The organism is Streptomyces sp. Tu 3180 (assembly GCF_009852415.1).
GTDB lineage: Bacteria > Actinomycetota > Actinomycetes > Streptomycetales > Streptomycetaceae > Streptomyces.
In genome coordinates this window covers 5,413,589-5,431,155 of record NZ_WOXS01000002.1, presented here as the reverse complement: position 1 = coordinate 5,431,155, position 17,567 = coordinate 5,413,589, and the positions used below count along the sequence as shown (strand labels likewise).

18 protein-coding genes are annotated in these 17,567 nt (G+C 72.7%); 11 read left to right on the top strand and 7 right to left on the bottom strand.

All coding sequences use genetic code 11. The annotated features are described in order from the left end of the window. Window positions 1-102 precede the first annotated feature (102 nt). Together GL259_RS25530 and GL259_RS25525 are read left to right on the top strand one after the other, a co-directional pair. A complete protein-coding gene (locus GL259_RS25530; RefSeq protein WP_159535660.1) occupies window positions 103-330 on the top strand; it encodes a DUF3107 domain-containing protein in 228 nt (75 codons plus the stop codon). A 288-nt stretch (window positions 331-618) separates the two neighbouring features. After that, the gene (locus GL259_RS25525; RefSeq protein ID WP_159535659.1) at window positions 619-888 is read left to right on the top strand and encodes a hypothetical protein; all 270 of its coding nucleotides are present in this window, start codon (window positions 619-621) and stop codon (window positions 886-888) included. Window positions 889-932: 44 nt separating this feature from the next. On the opposite strand, the gene GL259_RS25520 is transcribed toward GL259_RS25525, so the two are convergent. Next, the gene (locus GL259_RS25520) at window positions 933-1,688 is read right to left on the bottom strand and encodes a ferritin-like domain-containing protein (protein ID WP_159535658.1); all 756 of its coding nucleotides are present in this window, start codon (window positions 1,686-1,688) and stop codon (window positions 933-935) included. A 481-nt stretch (window positions 1,689-2,169) separates the two neighbouring features. Between GL259_RS25520 and GL259_RS25515 the strand changes: the two genes are divergently transcribed. Then, a complete protein-coding gene (locus GL259_RS25515; RefSeq protein WP_243762601.1) occupies window positions 2,170-4,569 on the top strand; it encodes a DEAD/DEAH box helicase in 2,400 nt (799 codons plus the stop codon). A gap of 136 nt (window positions 4,570-4,705) precedes the next feature. Beyond that, entirely contained in the window at window positions 4,706-5,596 is an 891-nt protein-coding gene (locus GL259_RS25510; protein WP_159535656.1) for an alpha/beta hydrolase, read from the top strand. A gap of 4 nt (window positions 5,597-5,600) precedes the next feature. Here the strand turns inward: GL259_RS25510 and GL259_RS25505 are convergent, their stop codons facing one another. After that, window positions 5,601-6,494: an NYN domain-containing protein gene (locus GL259_RS25505; protein WP_166461555.1), complete on the bottom strand. Its 894-nt coding sequence runs from the start codon at window positions 6,492-6,494 to the stop codon at window positions 5,601-5,603. 201 nt (window positions 6,495-6,695) lie between these two features. Here GL259_RS25505 and GL259_RS25500 point away from each other — a divergent pair, with 201 nt between their 5' ends. Beyond that, on the top strand, window positions 6,696-6,872 hold the full coding sequence (locus GL259_RS25500) for a hypothetical protein (protein WP_166461409.1): 177 nt from the start codon (window positions 6,696-6,698) through the stop codon (window positions 6,870-6,872). A gap of 97 nt (window positions 6,873-6,969) precedes the next feature. Here GL259_RS25500 and GL259_RS25495 read toward each other — a convergent pair whose 3' ends face one another. From GL259_RS25495 to GL259_RS25485, 3 genes are all read right to left on the bottom strand, one after another. Next, complete coding sequence (locus GL259_RS25495; RefSeq protein ID WP_159535655.1) at window positions 6,970-7,575, bottom strand: MarC family protein; 606 nt, start codon at window positions 7,573-7,575, stop codon at window positions 6,970-6,972. An 82-nt stretch (window positions 7,576-7,657) separates the two neighbouring features. Further along, window positions 7,658-8,515, bottom strand: a complete 858-nt coding sequence (locus tag GL259_RS25490) for a PHP domain-containing protein (RefSeq protein ID WP_159535654.1) — start codon at window positions 8,513-8,515, stop codon at window positions 7,658-7,660. A gap of 122 nt (window positions 8,516-8,637) precedes the next feature. Then, the gene (locus GL259_RS25485) at window positions 8,638-9,279 is read right to left on the bottom strand and encodes a DUF6758 family protein (RefSeq protein WP_159535653.1); all 642 of its coding nucleotides are present in this window, start codon (window positions 9,277-9,279) and stop codon (window positions 8,638-8,640) included. A gap of 184 nt (window positions 9,280-9,463) precedes the next feature. On the opposite strand from GL259_RS25485, the gene GL259_RS25480 reads away from it, so the two are divergent. Beyond that, window positions 9,464-10,687: an MFS transporter gene (locus tag GL259_RS25480; protein ID WP_159535652.1), complete on the top strand. Its 1,224-nt coding sequence runs from the start codon at window positions 9,464-9,466 to the stop codon at window positions 10,685-10,687. 30 nt (window positions 10,688-10,717) lie between these two features. Here GL259_RS25480 and GL259_RS25475 read toward each other — a convergent pair whose 3' ends face one another. Next, a complete protein-coding gene (locus GL259_RS25475) occupies window positions 10,718-11,302 on the bottom strand; it encodes a suppressor of fused domain protein (RefSeq protein WP_159535651.1) in 585 nt (194 codons plus the stop codon). A 499-nt stretch (window positions 11,303-11,801) separates the two neighbouring features. Between GL259_RS25475 and GL259_RS25470 the strand changes: the two genes are divergently transcribed. Further along, entirely contained in the window at window positions 11,802-12,920 is a 1,119-nt protein-coding gene (locus GL259_RS25470) for a magnesium and cobalt transport protein CorA (protein WP_159535650.1), read from the top strand. 32 nt (window positions 12,921-12,952) lie between these two features. Beyond that, window positions 12,953-13,471 carry a hypothetical protein gene (locus GL259_RS25465; RefSeq protein ID WP_159535649.1) on the top strand — a complete coding sequence of 173 codons (519 nt, stop codon included), beginning with the start codon at window positions 12,953-12,955 and terminating at the stop codon, window positions 13,469-13,471. Between the two features lie 19 nt (window positions 13,472-13,490). On the opposite strand, the gene GL259_RS25460 is transcribed toward GL259_RS25465, so the two are convergent. Continuing rightward, window positions 13,491-14,234, bottom strand: a complete 744-nt coding sequence (locus GL259_RS25460) for a hypothetical protein (RefSeq protein ID WP_159535648.1) — start codon at window positions 14,232-14,234, stop codon at window positions 13,491-13,493. A 215-nt stretch (window positions 14,235-14,449) separates the two neighbouring features. Here GL259_RS25460 and GL259_RS25455 point away from each other — a divergent pair, with 215 nt between their 5' ends. The 3 genes from GL259_RS25455 to GL259_RS25445 are packed head-to-tail and all read left to right on the top strand — an operon-like array spanning window position 14,450 to window position 17,511. Beyond that, the gene (locus GL259_RS25455) at window positions 14,450-15,733 is read left to right on the top strand and encodes a CBS domain-containing protein (RefSeq protein ID WP_159535647.1); all 1,284 of its coding nucleotides are present in this window, start codon (window positions 14,450-14,452) and stop codon (window positions 15,731-15,733) included. Next, window positions 15,723-16,334 carry a DUF1003 domain-containing protein gene (locus GL259_RS25450; RefSeq protein WP_159535646.1) on the top strand — a complete coding sequence of 204 codons (612 nt, stop codon included), beginning with the start codon at window positions 15,723-15,725 and terminating at the stop codon, window positions 16,332-16,334. The genes GL259_RS25455 and GL259_RS25450 overlap by 11 nt, the downstream gene beginning before the upstream one ends. A gap of 43 nt (window positions 16,335-16,377) precedes the next feature. Continuing rightward, on the top strand, window positions 16,378-17,511 hold the full coding sequence (locus GL259_RS25445; protein WP_159535645.1) for an Mrp/NBP35 family ATP-binding protein: 1,134 nt from the start codon (window positions 16,378-16,380) through the stop codon (window positions 17,509-17,511). Window positions 17,512-17,567 lie beyond the last annotated feature (56 nt).

Below are 17,567 nucleotides of genomic sequence, written 5' to 3'. Positions count from 1 at the left end.
TGGCGTGGCCGGGTGCAGCGTGCACGTCCCCTCACCGGGCTAATGTGTGCTGGTACGGCGCGGAAGGTCGCGCACTTCACTGACCGTCGGAGGGACATAGCCGTGGAGGTCAAGATCGGCGTGCAGCACGCGCCCCGCGAGATCGTTCTGGAGAGCGGTCAGAGCGCCGAGGAGGTCGAGCGCGTGGTGGCCGAGGCACTGGCCGGGAAGTCGCAGCTGCTGAGCCTCGTGGACGAGCACGGCCGCAAGGTCCTGGTCCCGGCCGACCGCCTCGCGTACGTCGAGATCGGCGAGCCGGCCCCGCGCAAGGTGGGCTTCGGCGCGCTGTAGGCGTCGACCGGCGGACGACCAGCAGCCGGGGAAGGGCCCGGCGGTGCCGCGTGCGGCACCGCCGGGCCCTTCCGTGTCCCGTGCCGCCCCGACGGCGTTCACTCCGTCGGAGCCATGCGCGCGCCCCTCTCCGCGTGCCGTTCCGCTCCGGCTCACCGCGCGCGGCCGCGGCCCTCCCGTTCACGGGGGTACACGGTTCCCTCACAGGGAGGATTGGATTCCGCAGGTCAGGGGTAATACGGGCTACGACCGATGTGAGCAGGCCGGCCATGTGGGAGGGACCCCGACATGCTCTTGGAAGCGCTCAGCTCCGCGATCCTCGGCCTGGCTCTGGCGTGGGCGGCCGCACGCCGCCTGCCGCACCGTCTGCCCGCCCGCGTCCTGGTCCTGCCGACCGGCGTGGCCGGAGCCCTCTTCGGCGCCTTCGTGACGCACACCGCGCTGGAGGCCGTGAGCCTGCTGACGGTCCTGGTCGGCGCGGCGACCGTCTCCGTGGCCTCCCTCTCGCTGCTGCTGCGCCCCGCGGGAAGACTCCGCCGCGGATCGGCGACCGCCTGACCGGCCGCCGACGTCGCCGCGGGCCCTGACGGGCCGGTCCGCCGTCAGGCCGCCAGCCCCAGCGCCGCCATCCGCTTGGTGTGCGCCTCGGTGATCCGGGAGAACATCCTGCCGACCTCGGCGAGGTCGAAGCCGTCCGCGACACCGCCCACGAGCATCGTGGACAGCGCGTCCCGGTCGGCGACCACCCGCTGGGACTGCGACAGGGCCTCCCCCATCAGCCGCCGCGCCCACAGCGCGAGCCGCCCGCCCACGCGCGGGTCCGCGTCGATCGCCGCGCGCACCTTCTCCACGGCGAAGCCGCCGTGCCCCGTGTCGTCGAGCACGGTCAGCACCAGGGCGCGGGTGTCGGAGTCGAGGCGGACCGCCACCTCCCGGTAGAAGTCGCTGGCGATGGAGTCGCCGACGTAGGCCTTGACCAGGCCCTCCAGCCAGTCGGAGGGCGCCGTCTGCTTGTGGAAGCCGTCGTACGCGGCGACGAACGGCTCCATCGCGTGCGTCGGCTCCTCGCCGATCCCGGCGAGCCGGTCGCGCAGCCGCTCGAAGTGGTGGAACTCGGCCGACGCCATCTTCGCCAGCTCCGCCTTGTCCGCCAGCGTGGGCGCCAGCTTGGCGTCCTCCGCGAGCCGTTCGAACGCCGCCAGCTCCCCGTACGCGAGCGCGCCGAGCAGGTCCACGACGGCGGCGCGGTACTGGGGGTCGGCGGAGGCGGCCGCCCAGTCCATGGCGGCGACGCCGGTGTGTTCGGCGGGGGTCTCGGGGGTGTCCGCGGCGTTGTCAGGCTTGTCAGAGCTCGTCATGAAGCGCACAATAGCCCGCTTGCCGGGCGCCGGAAGGTCTTGGCCGATCGGTGTGACGACGACTACGTGACCAAATCGGCCATGGCGTGTGCGCGAATCCGGGGTATGGTGGTAATGCGCCTGCTGAGCACTCTGACGTACTCGACAGGCCGCATGTATGAGGATGCCCGGTCGGTGGCCCGATCGGCTCCGACCCGACAGCCCTCCCTGACCGTGCGGCACCTCGCGTACGACGATCGGAGGGAACCCTCAGCGGTACGAGCGCTAGAGCGTCGGCGGTGGTCCCGTGCCCTACGGCACCGCCCGTAAGGCAGCCGACGTCCCCGGCACGGTCCCGACACGACCCCCCGCGCTCGCCTCGCACCGCGCACACAGAAGAGGCAGCACCCTGACTACGACGTTCCGAGAGCTCGGGATCCTCCCCGAGACCGCCGAGGCCCTGGAGGCCGTCGGCATCATCACCCCCTTCCCCATCCAGGAGATGACCCTCCCCGTGGCCCTGTCGGGCACGGACGTCATCGGCCAGGCCAAGACCGGCACCGGCAAGACGCTCGGCTTCGGCCTTCCGCTCCTCGAGCGCGTCACCGTCCCCGCCGACGTGGAGGCGGGCCGCGCCAGGCCCGAGGACCTCACCGACGCACCGCAGGCCCTCGTCGTCGTCCCCACGCGCGAGCTGTGCACCCAGGTCACCAACGACCTGCTGACCGCCGGCAAGGTGCGCAACGTGCGCGTCGCCGCGATCTACGGCGGCCGGGCCTACGAACCGCAGGTCGAGGCCCTGAAGAAGGGCGTCGACGTGGTCGTCGGCACCCCGGGCCGGCTGCTCGACCTCGCCGGGCAGAAGAAGCTGGACCTGGCGCACGTGAAGGCGCTCGTCCTGGACGAGGCCGACGAGATGCTCGACCTGGGCTTCCTGCCCGACGTCGAGAAGATCATCAACCTGCTTCCGGTCAGGCGCCAGACCATGCTGTTCTCGGCCACCATGCCGGGCGCGGTCATCGGTCTCGCCCGCCGCTACATGTCGCAGCCCACGCACATCCGCGCCACCGCGCCGGACGACGAGGGCGCCACGGTGGCGAACACCACGCAGTTCGTCTACCGCGCGCACAACATGGACAAGCCCGAGATGGTCGCGCGGATCCTGCAGGCCGACGGCCGGGGACTGGCCATGATCTTCTGCCGCACCAAGCGCACGGCCGCCGACCTCGCCGACCAGCTCAAGCAGCGCGGCTTCGCCTCCGGCGCGGTCCACGGCGACCTCGGCCAGGGCGCCCGCGAGCAGGCGCTGCGCGCCTTCCGCAACGGCAAGGTGGACGTGCTCGTCTGCACCGACGTCGCCGCCCGCGGCATCGACGTCGAGGGCGTCACGCACGTCATCAACTACCAGTCGCCGGAGGAGGAGAAGACGTACCTGCACCGCATCGGCCGGACCGGCCGCGCCGGCGCGAAGGGTACGGCGATCACGCTGGTCGACTGGGACGACATCCCGCGCTGGCAGCTGATCGACAAGGCGCTGGACCTGGGCTTCAGCGACCCGCCGGAGACGTACTCCACCTCCCCGCACCTGTACACCGACCTCGGCATCCCCGAGGGCACCAAGGGCATCCTGCCGCGCTCGGAGCGCACGCGCGCCGGGCTGGACGCGGAGGAGCTGGAGGACCTGGGCGAGCCGGGCGGACGCGGACCGCGCGGACGCGGCGGCCGGGGCGGGCGCAGTGACTCCCGTGCCGCCGAGCAGGAGGCCCCGTCCCGTACGCCGCGGCGCCGCCGCCGCACGCGCGGTGGTGCGCCGCTGGACCAGACGAGCCCGCAGCCCGCGACCCCGGCCGCCGAGGGCGCCGACGAGGCGGAGGCCGGTACGGCCGTCCGCACCCCGCGTCGCCGCCGCCGGATGCGCGGCGGACTCCCGGCCGAGATGGCGCCGGCCGCGGCGACCGCGGCCGAGACCGCGGAGCCGGCGCGGTCCGCCGTCGCCACGGCCGAGGGCACGACCGGTGAGGCCCCCGAGGCTCCCGAGAAGCCGCGCCGCCGCCGGACCCGCAGGACCGCGGCCGCGGAGGCGGCGGTGGAGGACGCGGCCGTGGTCACCCCGTCGGTCGAGGAGGCCGCGGCGGCCCCCGCGGCCCCGGTGACGACGGACGCGGCGGCGGTCACGGAGCCCGAGTCCCCGGCGGCCGAGCCGCGCCGCCGCCGGACCCGCAAGACCGCGGCCGCGGCCGCGGAGGCGGAGGCGGCGGTCGACACGGCCGAGGGAACCACCGAGCCGGCCGAGGCCGTGGAGCCCCGGCCGCGCCGCACCCGCAAGGCCGCGGCGAAGGCCGAGGCAGTGGTCGAACCGGCGCAGGAGCCGGAGGCCGCGGCGGAGGCCAAGCCGCGCCGCACCCGCAAGACCGCGGCCAAGAAGGCCGAGGCGGCGGCCGACACGGCGGAGGCCACCGAGGCCGAGCCGCGCCGCCGCACCCGCAAGACCGCCGAGACCGCGGAGCCCGCCGCGACCGTCGCCGACATCCCGGCACAGGCCGCGCAGGAGCCCGAGGTCACGGCGGAGGCCAAGCCGCGCCGCACCCGCAAGACCGCGGCCAAGAAGGCCGAGGCGGCGGCCGACACGGCGGAGGCCACCGAGGCCGAGCCGCGCCGCCGCACCCGCAAGACCGCCGAGACCGCGGAGCCCGCCGCGACCGTCGCCGACATCCCGGCACAGGCCGCCCAGGAGCCCGAGGTCACGGCGGAGGCCAAGCCGCGCCGCACCCGCAAGACCGCGGCCAAGAAGGCCGAGGCAGTGGTCGAACCGGCGCAGGAGCCGGAGGCCGCGGCGGCGAAGCCCAGGGTCCGCCGCACCCGCAAGACCACCACGGCCGCCGCGGAGCCCACGGAGGGCTGACGCACCGTCCGACGGCCCGGTCCCGCCTCCCGGTGGGGCCGGGCCGTCGGCGTGTCCGTGCCCGTCGCCCGGAAGCGGGGCGGGGCCTCACCGCCTCGCCCCGCCGCACGTCCGCCGCGCCCGCTACCCTCCCTCCGTGACCAGCCACTCCACGCCCGTCCCCGCCCCCGTCCCGCCCCACGGCGCCCGGCCCCGCCGGCTCCGCACCTCGCGCGGGGAGTTCGCCGTCGTGGACGTGCCGCCGTCCGCCGGAGCCGAGGAGAGGGGGGTCGCGCTGCTGCTGCCGGGGTTCACCGGGAGCAAGGAGGACTTCGCGCTGGTGCAGGGACCGCTCGCCGCGCGCGGGTATCGCAGCGTCGCCGTGGACGGACGGGGTCAGCACGAGTCGGACGGGCCCGCCGACGACGAGACCGCCTACGCCCAGGCCGAGTTGGCGCGGGACGTGCTCGCGCAGGCCGAGGCGCTCGGCGGGCCCGTGCACCTCGTCGGACACTCGCTCGGCGGCCAGATCGCCCGTGCCGCCGTCCTCCTGGACCACTCCCCCTTCCGCTCGCTCACCCTCGTCTCCTCCGGCCCCGGACGGATCTCCGTCTCCCAGGAGCGGCGCGTGAAACTGCTGCGGGACGCGCTCGCGGTGATGTCGATGGCGGAGTGCTGGGAGGCGATCCTGGCCATGGGGCCGCCCGAGGAGGTCGGTGGTCCGGCGCGCGGGATCGGCGGCCCGGAGCAGTTGCGCCGCCGCTGGCTGGGCACCGAGCCCGCGCAGTTGCTCGCCACGGGGCGGCAGTTGTGCGCCGAACCGGACCGGGTGGCCGAACTCGCCGCCGTGCCGCTGCCGTTCCACGTCCTGTCCGGCGCGCGCGACGACACCTGGCCGGTCCCGGACCTCGACGAGATGGCCGTACGGCTGAAGGCGCACCGCACCGTCGTCGACGGGGCCGAGCACTCGCCCAACGTCGACGCGCCGGAGCCGACCGCCCGCGCCCTCGCCGACTTCTGGGACGGGCTGCGCCCCGGCGGCCGTTGACGCGTCAGTACTGCGTCTGCAGGTGGTCCCAGAAGCCGTCGCGCAGGGCGCGCCGCAGGTCCGCCTGGCCCCGCAGGGAGTACTGGAGCAGGCCCTCCGCCTCCACCAGCAGCTCCTGGTCGACCGAGCCGGGCAGGTAGGGGTGGCCGGGGAGCAGCTCCACCAGGGTGTCCCGGCCGCGTGCGGCGAGCCACTTCGCGGCGATCTGCGCGCCGACGAAGCGGACGTCCTCGCGGGTGGGCCGGCCCGTCATGGGCTCGTAGGCCGGGGCCGTGCGCCGGGAGACGTAGGGCTTGAAGAAGTCGAGGTCGAGGGTGCGCTGGCTGTCGACCTCCCAGAGCAGCGGCTCGGCCTGGTTGCGGCCCTCGGGCGCCTCGATGCCCCACAGGTGCACCCGGGCGCCGTACCCCTGGGCCGCCTCGACCGCCGAGACGAGGTCCTCGTCGCCGCCGAGCAGGGCGGCGTCGCTGATGGCGCGGTGCCGGGCCAGTGACTCCAGGTCGGTGCGGATCAGGGAGTCGACGCCCTTCTGCTGGTTGTTGGCGTTGAGGTTGCCGAGGCGGACCTTGACGTCGGGGAGCTCGGCGATGGACTGCTGTTCGGCGGTGTGGATGCGGCGCCTGGCGCCGTCGTACCAGTAGACCCGCAGCAGCCGGCTGTCCGCGAAGACGGTGCGGGCGCGGTCGATGAGCGCGTCGATGAGTCCCTCGGCGTCGAGGTCGAAGGCCCGGCGGTCCTCGGTCCCGGCCACGAGCCGCCCCGCGGCCGCGTACAGATAGCCGGCGTCGACGAAGATCGCGTGGGTCGAGGGCGTCTTCGCCACCTCGGCGAGCATGCGCTGGAGCAACTCGTTCGTGCGATCGATGCGGGCGCTCAGGTCCGCGAGGTCTTCGTTCATCTCCTCCATTGTCCCGGCGGTCACGCTACGAACACAACCGGTCCCGGTCGGTCCTCTTCGAAACTCTTACTGGTCAGTATTTAGTCGATCGAAAAATTTCTTTAGCGTAGGGAATGTTTGTATCGCACAGACCGTTGTCACTCGTGGAACTCGGGTCCGACCGGCCCGGGACCGCCCACCGAGTAGTTCTCCTTCAGGAGGATGACCAGACGAAGGGAGAAGCCCGTGCGCTTCGAGATCATGCGACTCGACGACGTCGACGGCACGCCCGTGGACACGACCGTCGTGGACGCCGCCTCCGTCAACCGCATCGTCCAACAGGCCGCCGCCATCGGGCAGCGCCTGTGGATCCGCCCCGCCGACACGTCGGCCTCATAACGCGCTGCGCCGCCCCCCGGGTCCGCGACGCCTCCGTTTGCTCCGGAGCCCCCGTACCGCGATCGGTACGGGGGCTCCGCGCGTCCCGCGTGCGGGGTCAGCCGCCCCGGATCACCTGGGTGACGCCGTTGATGATCTGCTGCACGGCGATCGCGGAGAGCATCATGCCCGCGAGGCGCGTCACCAGGACCACGCCGCCGTCCTTGATGACCCGGATGATCAGCAGCGAGTACCGCATCGCCAGCCACAGCACGACGTGGATGGCGAGGATCGCCGACCACACCGAGACCTGCCCGGCGACACCGCCGGCCTTCTCCACCGCGAGGATCACCGACACCATCGCGCCGGGCCCGGCCAGCAGCGGCATGCCCAGCGGGACCAGCGCGACGTTGACGTCCTTGGTCTGCTGGGGCTCGTCGGACTTGCCGGTGAGCAGGTCGAGCGCGATCAGCAGGAGCAGCAGCCCGCCCGCGATCATCAGCGCGGGCACCGACACGTGCAGGTAGTCGAGGATCTGGTGGCCGAGCAGCCCGAAGACGGTGATCACGCCACCGGCCACGCACACGGCCTGGAAGGCCATCCGCCTCTGCGCCTTGACGGGCCGGCCCGCGGTCAGGGCGAGGAAGATCGGGGTGATCCCCGGGGGATCCATGATGACGAAGAGGGTCAGGAAGAGGGAGCCGAAGAGGGCGACGTCGAACATGACTGCCTTGCTGAAGGACGAACGAAAGGCATGACTGCCTTGCGCTGGGGGGCGAACGAGAGGTGGGCGGGGAGGACGGGCCTCAGGCTCCGCCGGTCCCCGGCACCGGGAACGCCCCGGTCGCGCGCCGCGTGATCTCGCCGTACACCTCGGGGTCCGTCATGAACTCGCCGAGGACGCAGGTCTTCCGGCTGCCGTGGTAGTCGCTGGACCCCGTCACCAGGAGTCCCAGCTCCTGCGCGAGGCCCCGCAGCCCGGCCCGCACCTCGGGGTCGTGGTCCATGTGGTCGACCTCGAGGCCGTCGAGGCCGGCCTCGGCCAGTGCGGCGATCGCGGACTCGGGCACGGTCCGGCCCCGCTTGCTCGCGGCCGGGTGCGCGAACACCGCGACCCCGCCCGCGCCCTTGATCAGCCGCAGGGCCTCGAAGGGGTCGGTCTCGTGCTTCTCCACGTAGGCCCGGCCGCCGTCGGCCAGCCACTCCTGGGTGAACGCGTCACTCACGGTCGGCACGACGCCCAGCTCGACGAGGGCGGTGGCGACGTGCGGGCGCCCCACCGACCCGTCGCCGGCGATCCGCGCGACCTGCTCCCAGGTGACGGGCACGCCCAGCGCGTTGAGCTTGTCGATCATGCCCCGGGCGCGCGGCACCCGGTCGTCCCGGACCAGCTCGCGCTCGGCGAGCAGTGCGGGCTCCTCGGGGTCGAAGAGGTAGGCCAGCATGTGCATGCTGATGCCGTCGAGCCGGCAGGAGAGCTCCGCACCGGTGACCAGCGTGAGCCCCTCGGGCAGCGCGGCGAGGGCCTCGGCGTGCCCGCGGGTGGTGTCGTGGTCGGTCAGCGCGATGACGTCGAGTCCGACGGCTGCGGCCTTGCGGACCAGGTCGGCCGGCGTGTCCGTGCCGTCGGACGCGGTGGAGTGGGTGTGCAGGTCGATACGCACGACGCGTTACTCCAAAGCGGTGACGGAACGGACGGGGACGCTTCAGGATAACCGGATTTTCACCGTCCTCTGTCACACCCGAACCCGCCCTGCGCCCCCTACGCGCACCTGGGGAACCGCCCCTACGCCTCCAGCAGGCGCGGCGACAGCGCCCCGCAGGGGACCAGCTCCACCTCGGCCCCGGCGTCCCGCAGGTCGGTGAGCACCAGTTCGTCGTACATCAGCAGTCCGGACTGCTCCGGCCACACCACCGCCCACAGCCACATCCCGAGCGCCTCGCCCGCGAACACGGCGCGGTCGTCCGGGGTCTTGGAGACGTGCCAGAGCGGGGTCGGGCGGCCGGCGGCCAGCACCTTCGCCTCGGCCGGCTTCTCGACGTCCAGGTACGGTCCCGGGTCCGGGCCGTCGACGCCCGCGTACCGCGCGCCGAGGCCGACGCCCAGCTCCTCGGCCACCAGGATGAGCTCGCCCATGCCGCCGAGCGGCCCGGGCCCGGTGCACGCGACGGCGGTCGCACGCCCCCCGCTGCGGTCGTCACCCGCGCAGGCCACGCCCGTGAACAGCCAGCCCACCGGCAGCGGCCACGGCATCCACACCGGCACCTTCGTGCGGTGCACGACCACGTCGAGGGCCTCGACGCTGGGCGGTATCACGGGCTGCACCGGGTGTACGGCGCCGTGCACGGCGCACTGCCAGGCATCGGAGAAGAGGCCGGGAGCCCTGACCCGGCCACCGCACTTCGGGCAACTGGGTTCGCCCCTCATAGGGCCCCACGGTCCTACCCCTGCCGCCCCACGTCAAGGACGATCACCCGTCCGGGCGGAACCGGCACGGCGGCCCCATTAAATGTAGCTCACATTAATTAGATCAGCTAACTTACTGTGTGCATATACCAACCATCTGCCGGGCATCCGGCACCCGGACACGTCCCGGATTGGAGCACCTCCCATGGATTCCCCCGACGCGGGAACGGGCGGCCTTCTCAGGCAGCCGAAGGCCGTGTGGGCGACGGCCGGCGCGTCCGTCGTCGCCTTCATGGGGATCGGGCTCGTCGACCCGATCCTGCCCTCCATCGCGCACGGCCTCGACGCCACCGCCGGCCAGGTCTCCCTGCTGTTCACCTCGTACTTCCTCATCACCGCCTTCGCGATGCTGGTGACCGGCTCCGTCTCCAGCCGCATCGGCGGCCGCAGGACCCTGCTGCTCGGCCTCGCGTTCGTCGTGGTCTTCGCGGGGCTCGCCGGCACCTCGGGGTCGGTCGGGGAACTGGTCGGCTTCCGGGCCGGCTGGGGACTGGGCAACGCCCTCTTCGTCTCCACGGCCCTCGCGGTCATCGTCGGCGCGGCGGCCGGGGGCAGCGCGGCGGCGATCCTGCTCTACGAGTCCGCCCTCGGCCTCGGCATGGCCTGCGGGCCGCTGCTGGGCGCGCTGCTCGGTGACGCGAGCTGGCGCTACCCCTTCTTCGGCACGGCCCTCCTCATGGCGGCCGGTTTCCTGTGCATCGCGGTGTTCCTGAAGGAACAGCCGAAGCCGGCCCGCGGAACCTCGCCGCTCGACCCGCTCAGGGCGCTGGGCCACGGCGGACTGGCCTCGGCCGCGGTCTCGGCGTTCTTCTACAACTACACGTTCTTCACGGTGCTGGCCTTCACGCCGTTCGTGCTGGACATGTCCCCGTACCGGTCCGGTGCGGTGTTCTTCGGCTGGGGCGTGCTGCTGGCCGTCTTCTCGGTGATCGTGGCGCCACGGCTGCAGCGGCGCCTCGGCTCCCTGAAGGTGCTGGGCGGCTCGCTGGTGCTGCTCGCGGCCGACGTGCTCGTGCTCGGGTACGGCGGCCACGCCGTCGCCGTCGTCTGCACCGTCCTGTCCGGTGCCTTCATCGGCGTGAACAACACGGTGTACACCGAGCTGGCGCTCGGGGTGTCGGACGCGCCGCGCCCGGTGGCGAGCGCCGGGTACAACTTCGTGCGCTGGTTCGCCGCGGCGGCCGCGCCCTGGTTCGCGCCGAAGCTCGAGGAGTGGACCGACGCGCACGTCCCGTTCGTGGTCGCGGCGGTCACGGCGGTGCTGGGCGCGCTGGTGGTGGCGGTACGGCGCGGGGCGCTCACCGGGGGGACCGAGGAGCGGCGGACGCGGCCCGAGACGCAGGACGGTGTCACCGTTCTCGCCAACTGAACCGGTCCGAAAAGGCGTTGGTGAGCTTGCTCACTCCAGCGGGACGGACCTGCGGGCGGGGTCCCGCAGGTCCGTCCCCTGCGTCAGCCAGCGCTCCTGGAGGGCCTGGGCGCCGTGCACCCGCTTCCAGGCGGCCTCGTTCGGGGTCATGGGCAGCAGCGGCAGGAACCGCACGGGGTCCAGGGGCGCGTCGAGCTCCAGGTCCTCCACCAGACCGCCGGGCTCGGCGACCAGGACCGAGGTGAACGGGGCGCCGGGCCACAGCGGCCCGCCGACGTCCAGGGAGGCGCCGGGCGCCACGACCACTCCCTCGACCTGCGGGGACGCGGCCAGCACGGCGAGCGGGCGGAGCACCTTGTCGGTGTCGGCGAGTCCGCCCCTGACAGACAGCACCAGTTCGGCGCGCGGCCCCCTGACCGGGTCCGCGACCACGGCCGTGGGGTCGGCCATGGGCTGCGCCGACATGCCGAGCGTGGCGTAGCGCACGATGTCGCCCTCGTGGAAGCGCAGCACCTCGATGCGGTCCGTGCCCAGGAAGGTGACCGCCGCCCGCGCGTCCGGTTCGCCCAGCGCCGTACGCAACCGGGCCTCGACCAGAGGAAGAACATCAGCCATGCGGCGAGCATAGAACTCGTCAGCACCGGGCAAAGCAGCGCCTTGACACGCCGGTCGGCTGATACGCTTGGCCGGTGGTCGGGGCAGCACGCAGAAGCGTCGCGATCGAGTCCCGACGCCGATGTGGCACTCCCCGTCTACGGGGGAATCCCCCAGGGGGATTGTGGATCGTCCCTCACGAGGGACCGGCCGGAGGAGGTGGGGCTGGCATGGACCGAAGTCGACCGTGCAGTATCACCCGCTCTTCCGCCCGCTGATGTAGCCGTCTTTCCCCTGGCTGCCGCCTTTCGCACTCGCGTCCGTAACGGAAGAGCACTTCGTTTCGTTCTGCCTGATCTGCCCCAGTAGCTGTATCAGCGACGAAGCTCGCCACCGCGACGGTGCGGTGCTCCCCGCTTTGTGGACGTGCCAAACATCCGCAGTTCAAGACGTCCTCATTCCGGGTTGTTCCACCCGTCGTCCCGGCGCCTTTCGTTGCCCGTCCGCGAAGGAGCCCGCCATGTCGATGATCCGCGACCTGCGTGCCGTGGTCCGTCCCTCCTCCCGTGTCTCGCTGCGCAAGGAGAGCGGCCCGTACGACACCACCCGCGACCCCGGGACGGCCACCGCCGTCGTCGACTGCGCCGTCTACCGCGACGGCCGGCGCCTGGAGACCGAGGGCCCGATCGGCCCGCAGGAGGCGATGCGCCTGGTGCGTCGCGACGGGGGCTTCGTGTGGATCGGCCTGCACGAGCCGACCGAGGCCGAATTCGCCGGTATCGCCCGCGAGTTCGGGCTGCACCCGCTGGCCGTGGAGGACGCCGTCCAGGCCCACCAGCGGCCCAAGCTGGAGCGCTACGACGACTCGCTGTTCACGGTCTTCAAGACCATCCACTACGTCGACCACGACCGGCTCACCTCCAGCAGCGAGGTCGTCGAGACCGGCGAGGTGATGTGCTTCACCGGCCGGGACTTCTTCATCACCGTCCGGCACGGCGGGCAGGGCTCGCTGCGGGCCCTCAGGCACCGCCTGCAGGACGACCCCGAGCTGCTGGCCAAGGGCCCCTCGGCCGTGCTGCACGCCATCGCCGACCACGTCGTGGACGGCTACATCGCGGTCGCCGACGCGGTGCAGGACGACATCGACGAGGTCGAGACGGAGGTGTTCTCGCCGGGCCGCAAGGGCGCCCCGCGCGGCACGGACGCCGGCCGGATCTACCAACTCAAGCGCGAGGTGCTGGAGTTCAAGCGGGCCGTGTCGCCGCTGCTGCGGCCGATGCAGCTGCTGAGCGAGCGGCCGATGCGGCTGATCGACCCGGAGATCCAGAAGTACTTCCGGGACGTCGCCGACCACGTGGCGCGCGTGCAGGAACAGGTCATCGGCTTCGACGAACTGCTGAACTCCATCCTCCAGGCCAACCTCGCCCAGGCCTCCGTGGCGCAGAACGAGGACATGCGCAAGATCACCTCGTGGGCCGCCATCATCGCCGTGCCGACGATGGTGTGCGGTGTGTACGGGATGAACTTCGACCACATGCCCGAGCTGCGCTGGAAGTACGGCTACCCGCTGGTCCTGGGGATCACGGTGGCCATCTGCCTGGGCATCCACCGCACGCTCAAGCGCAACGGCTGGCTCTGACGGCCCCGGACGGCCCTGGATAGGCTGGGCCCATGACAAGCGAGCTGCTCGAGAGGGCCCTCATCGAGGAGGCCACGAAGAAGTCCGGCCTCGTCTGGGTCGGGGGGCCCGGCGCCGCGGCCCGTGCGCTGTGGCACGTGTGGCACGAGGGCGCCGCGTGCGTGGTCGGCGACGGGCCCGGGGAGCAGCCGCTGCCGGGGCTGGCCGACGGCGTCCGGGCCCAGGTGACGGTCCGCAGCAAGGACAAGGGCGGCCGGCTGGTCTCCTGGACCGCGCGGGTCGTGGAGCTGCCGTCCGGCTCCGAGGAGTGGACGGCCGCCGTCGCCGAGCTCAAGGGCAAGCGGCTCAACGCGCCCGACGGCGAGGCGATGACCGCGCGCTGGTCGCGCGAGTGCCGGGTGCTGCGCCTGGAGCCGACGGGGGAGACGGCGCCACTGCCCGACGGCTCGCTGGCCGGGCCGCCGCTGCCGACGCCGGTGACGACCAGGAGGCCCGTGCCGGCGGGCCTGCCCCGGCTGCTGCTGAAGAAGAGGAAGCGCCGGCGGGGCTAGGGTCTGTCGTTCGGACCGGCTACGAGGCGGGGAGCTGCTGGCCGTAGTCCAGGGTCTGGTCCTCGGCCGGCTTCTCCAGGGGGAAGTCGGTGCCCCAGGCCGAGAACGTCAGGGTGCCCGCCTTGCCGGCCCGCACCAGGCGCAGCGGGTACGGCGTGCCCTCGAGGGAGACGTCCAGGGTGCCGCCGGAGCCCTTGTCGCCGGCGATCCGGATGGTGCGGACGCCCCCCTGCTCGTGGCGGCCGTCCGTGGCCAGCTTGCCGTGCAGGGTGAGCAGGCCGCCGAGGAGGACGTCCTTGTCCGTGAAACCGCTGAACTTCTTGTACGAGGGGTCGCCCTGCGGCACCTTCACGTACTTCTCGGCGAGCTTGCCGGCCGCCGCCGCGTCCGCCTCGCCGTCGTCCTCGCGGCCCCAGAACTCCGCGCCGGCCTTCAGGAAGAGCTCGTCGCCGACCCGCAGCAGGCGAAACGTCTCCCCCCGGGTGGTGACCGACCCGATGCCGCCCTCGGGCTTCAGCCGCATGTCGAGCGTGTAGCTGCGCCCGTTGGTGACCACGGTCCCGTGCAGCCGGACCGTGTCGACCGACTTCGCGGCCTTCTGGGTCCGGCTCTGGATCTCGTCGGCGGACAGCCTGCCGACGCCGTTGGTGCCCTCGTTCGGGTCCTCGGAGCATCCCGTGAGCGCCGTCCCCGTCACGAGCAGCGCGCCCACGGCGCCGGCCAGCACGGTCCTGCGGGAACGGCCCGAGGAGATCGGAGTCACAGGTGGGGCTGCCTCTCTGTCGGGGGACCTGAACGGCGTACCGCAGGGTACCGGGATCAGGTGATCAGAACGGAGCCGGTCCGTCCGGACCGGCCTCGGGAGCACGGCCGATCGGGACGGGCTAGCCTGAAGCCCACCCGAGCGGGCAATTCGGAAAACGAGCGCAGCAGGCACCACCCGGAACGAAACATCCCGCATGAAAAGGAGCCGCGGCCATGGCAGCGGGCGCCCCCCGGTTCTTCGTCTCGCACCTCTCCGGTGTCGCCGTGTTCGACCCGGCCGGCGACCAGGTGGGGCGCGTGCGCGATCTGGTCGTCGTCCTGCGGGTCGGCCGGCGTCCGCCGAGACTGCTCGGTCTGGTGGTCGAACTCGCCACCCGCCGCCGTATCTTCCTGCCCATGAACCGGGTGACCGCCGTGCAGTCCGGGCAGGTCATCACGACCGGCGTGCTCAACGTCCGGCGCTTCGAGCAGCGGCCCACCGAGCGGCTCGTCTTCGGCGAGCTCCTGGACCGGCGGGTGACGCTCGCGGAGAGCGGCGAGGAGGTCACGGTCCTGGACCTGTCGGTGCATCAGCTGCCGGTCCGCCGCGAGTGGGAGATCGACCGCGTCTTCGTGCGCAAGGGGAAGAAGGCGGGCGCGTTCCGGCGCAGCAAGGGCGAGACGCTGACCGTCGAGTGGACCGCGGTCACCGGCTTCTCCCTGGAGGAGCACGGGCAGGGCGCCGAGAACCTGCTCGCCACCTTCGAGCAGCTGCGCCCCGCCGACCTGGCCAACGTCCTGCACCACCTGTCCGCCAAGCGGCGGGCCGAGGTCGCCGCCGCCCTCGACGACGACCGGCTGGCCGACGTGCTGGAGGAGCTGCCCGAGGACGACCAGATCGAGATCCTCGGCAAGCTGAAGGAGGAGCGCGCCGCCGACGTCCTGGAGGCCATGGACCCCGACGACGCGGCCGACCTGCTCGGCGAGCTGCCCGAGGCGGACAAGGAGCGGCTGCTGAGCCTGATGCAGCCCGGTGACGCGGCCGACATGCGGCGCCTGATGTCGTACGAGGAGCACACGGCGGGCGGTCTGATGACGACCGAGCCGATCGTGCTGCGGCCCGACGCGACCGTCGCCGACGCGCTCGCCCGCATCCGCAACCCCGACCTCTCCCCCGCGCACGCCGCGCAGATCTACGTGTGCCGTCCGCCCGAGGAGACGCCCACCGGCAAGTACCTGGGCACGGTCCACTTCCAGCGCCTGCTGCGCGACCCCCCGTACACCCTGGTCGGCTCGATCCTGGACGACGACCTGCAGCCCCTGGAGCCGGACGCGGCGCTGCCCGTGGTCGCCGGGTTCTTCGCCGCGTACGACATGGTGGCGGCGCCCGTGGTCGACGAGACGGGCTCGCTGCTGGGCGCGGTGACGGTGGACGACGTGCTGGACCACATGCTGCCCGAGGACTGGCGGGAGACCGAGTTCCACCTCGACGGGGGGGTGGTGACCGATGGCTCCTGAGCGCGAGGGGACGCGCGAGCGGCTGCCCGCGGGTGCCACGGCCGCCGGCCGCCGGCCGCGCGCGCCCCGGCTGGACCAGCCGCGCCCGCCCCGGCGCCGGCTCCTGCCCGAGTGGGACCCGGAGGCCTTCGGGCGGCTGTCGGAGCGGATCGCGCGCTTCATCGGCACCGGGCGGTTCCTCGTCTGGATGACGGTCGTCATCATCGTGTGGGTGCTGTGGAACGTGTCCGTGCCGCGGGAGCTGCGGTTCGACGAGTACCCGTTCATCTTCCTGACGCTGGCGCTGTCCCTCCAGGCCTCCTACGCGGCCCCGCTGATCCTGCTCGCGCAGAACCGGCAGGACGACCGCGACCGGGTCAACCTGGAGCAGGACCGCAAGCAGAACGAGCGGTCGATCGCGGACACCGAGTACCTGACCCGGGAGATCGCGGCGCTGCGCATCGGGCTCGGGGAGGTGGCCACGCGGGACTGGATCCGCTCGGAGCTCCAGGACATGGTCAAGGAACTGGAGGAGCGGCAGGACGGCCACAAGGACCATCACGGACCGTTTCCGGCGATACGGGCGGAACGGCCGCCGGAACGTGACGCAGACGACCGATGACGGACTTACCGGCGGGTGCACCCGGCGCCGTACCATCGTCCCTATGGCTACGGAAGACGCGGTGCGCGAGGCACTGGCGACGGTGAACGACCCCGAGATCAACCGGCCGATCACCGAACTCGGCATGGTCAAATCGGTGGAGATCGGTGCGGACGGGGCGGTCGCGGTCACCGTGTACCTGACGGTCTCCGGCTGTCCCATGCGGGACACCATCACGCAGCGCGTGACGGACGCGGTCTCCCGGGTCGAGGGCGTCACCCGTGTCGACGTCACGCTGGACGTCATGAGCGACGAGCAGCGCAAGGAACTGGCCAGCGCCCTGCGCGGCGGCCAGACCGAGCGCGAGGTGCCCTTCGCCAAGCCGGGCAGCCTGACCCGGGTGTACGCGGTCGCCTCCGGCAAGGGCGGCGTCGGCAAGTCGTCGGTGACGGTGAACCTGGCGGCGGCGATGGCGGCCGACGGCCTGAAGGTCGGTGTCGTGGACGCCGACATCTACGGCCACTCGGTGCCGCGCATGCTGGGCGCCGACGGACGTCCGACCCAGGTCGAGAACATGATCATGCCGCCGTCGGCGAACGGCGTGAAGGTCATTTCCATCGGCATGTTCACCCCGGGCAACGCGCCGGTGGTGTGGCGCGGCCCGATGCTGCACCGCGCGCTCCAGCAGTTCCTGGCGGACGTGTACTGGGGCGACCTGGACGTGCTGCTGCTCGACCTGCCGCCCGGCACCGGCGACATCGCGATCTCCGTGGCCCAGCTGGTCCCGAACGCCGAGATCCTGGTGGTCACCACGCCCCAGCAGGCGGCGGCCGAGGTGGCCGAGCGGGCGGGTTCCATCGCCGTGCAGACGCACCAGAAGATCGTCGGCGTGGTCGAGAACATGTCCGGGCTGCCCTGCCCGCACTGCGGCGAGATGGTCGACGTCTTCGGCACCGGCGGCGGCCAGACGGTCGCCGACGGCCTGACCCGGACCACCGGGGCGAACGTCCCGGTGCTCGGCGCCATCCCCATCGACGTCCGGCTGCGCGAGGGCGGCGACGAGGGCAGGCCGGTCGTCCTGACCGACCCGGACTCCCCGGCGGGCTCGGCGCTCCGCTCGATCGCCGGCAAGCTGGGCGGCCGCCAGCGGGGCCTCGCGGGGCTGTCCCTGGGGATCACGCCGAAGAACAAGTTCTAGGGTCCGGACGGTCCCCGGGGCCGTCAGCACGCCGAAGGGCGCCGTCCCCCGCGGGG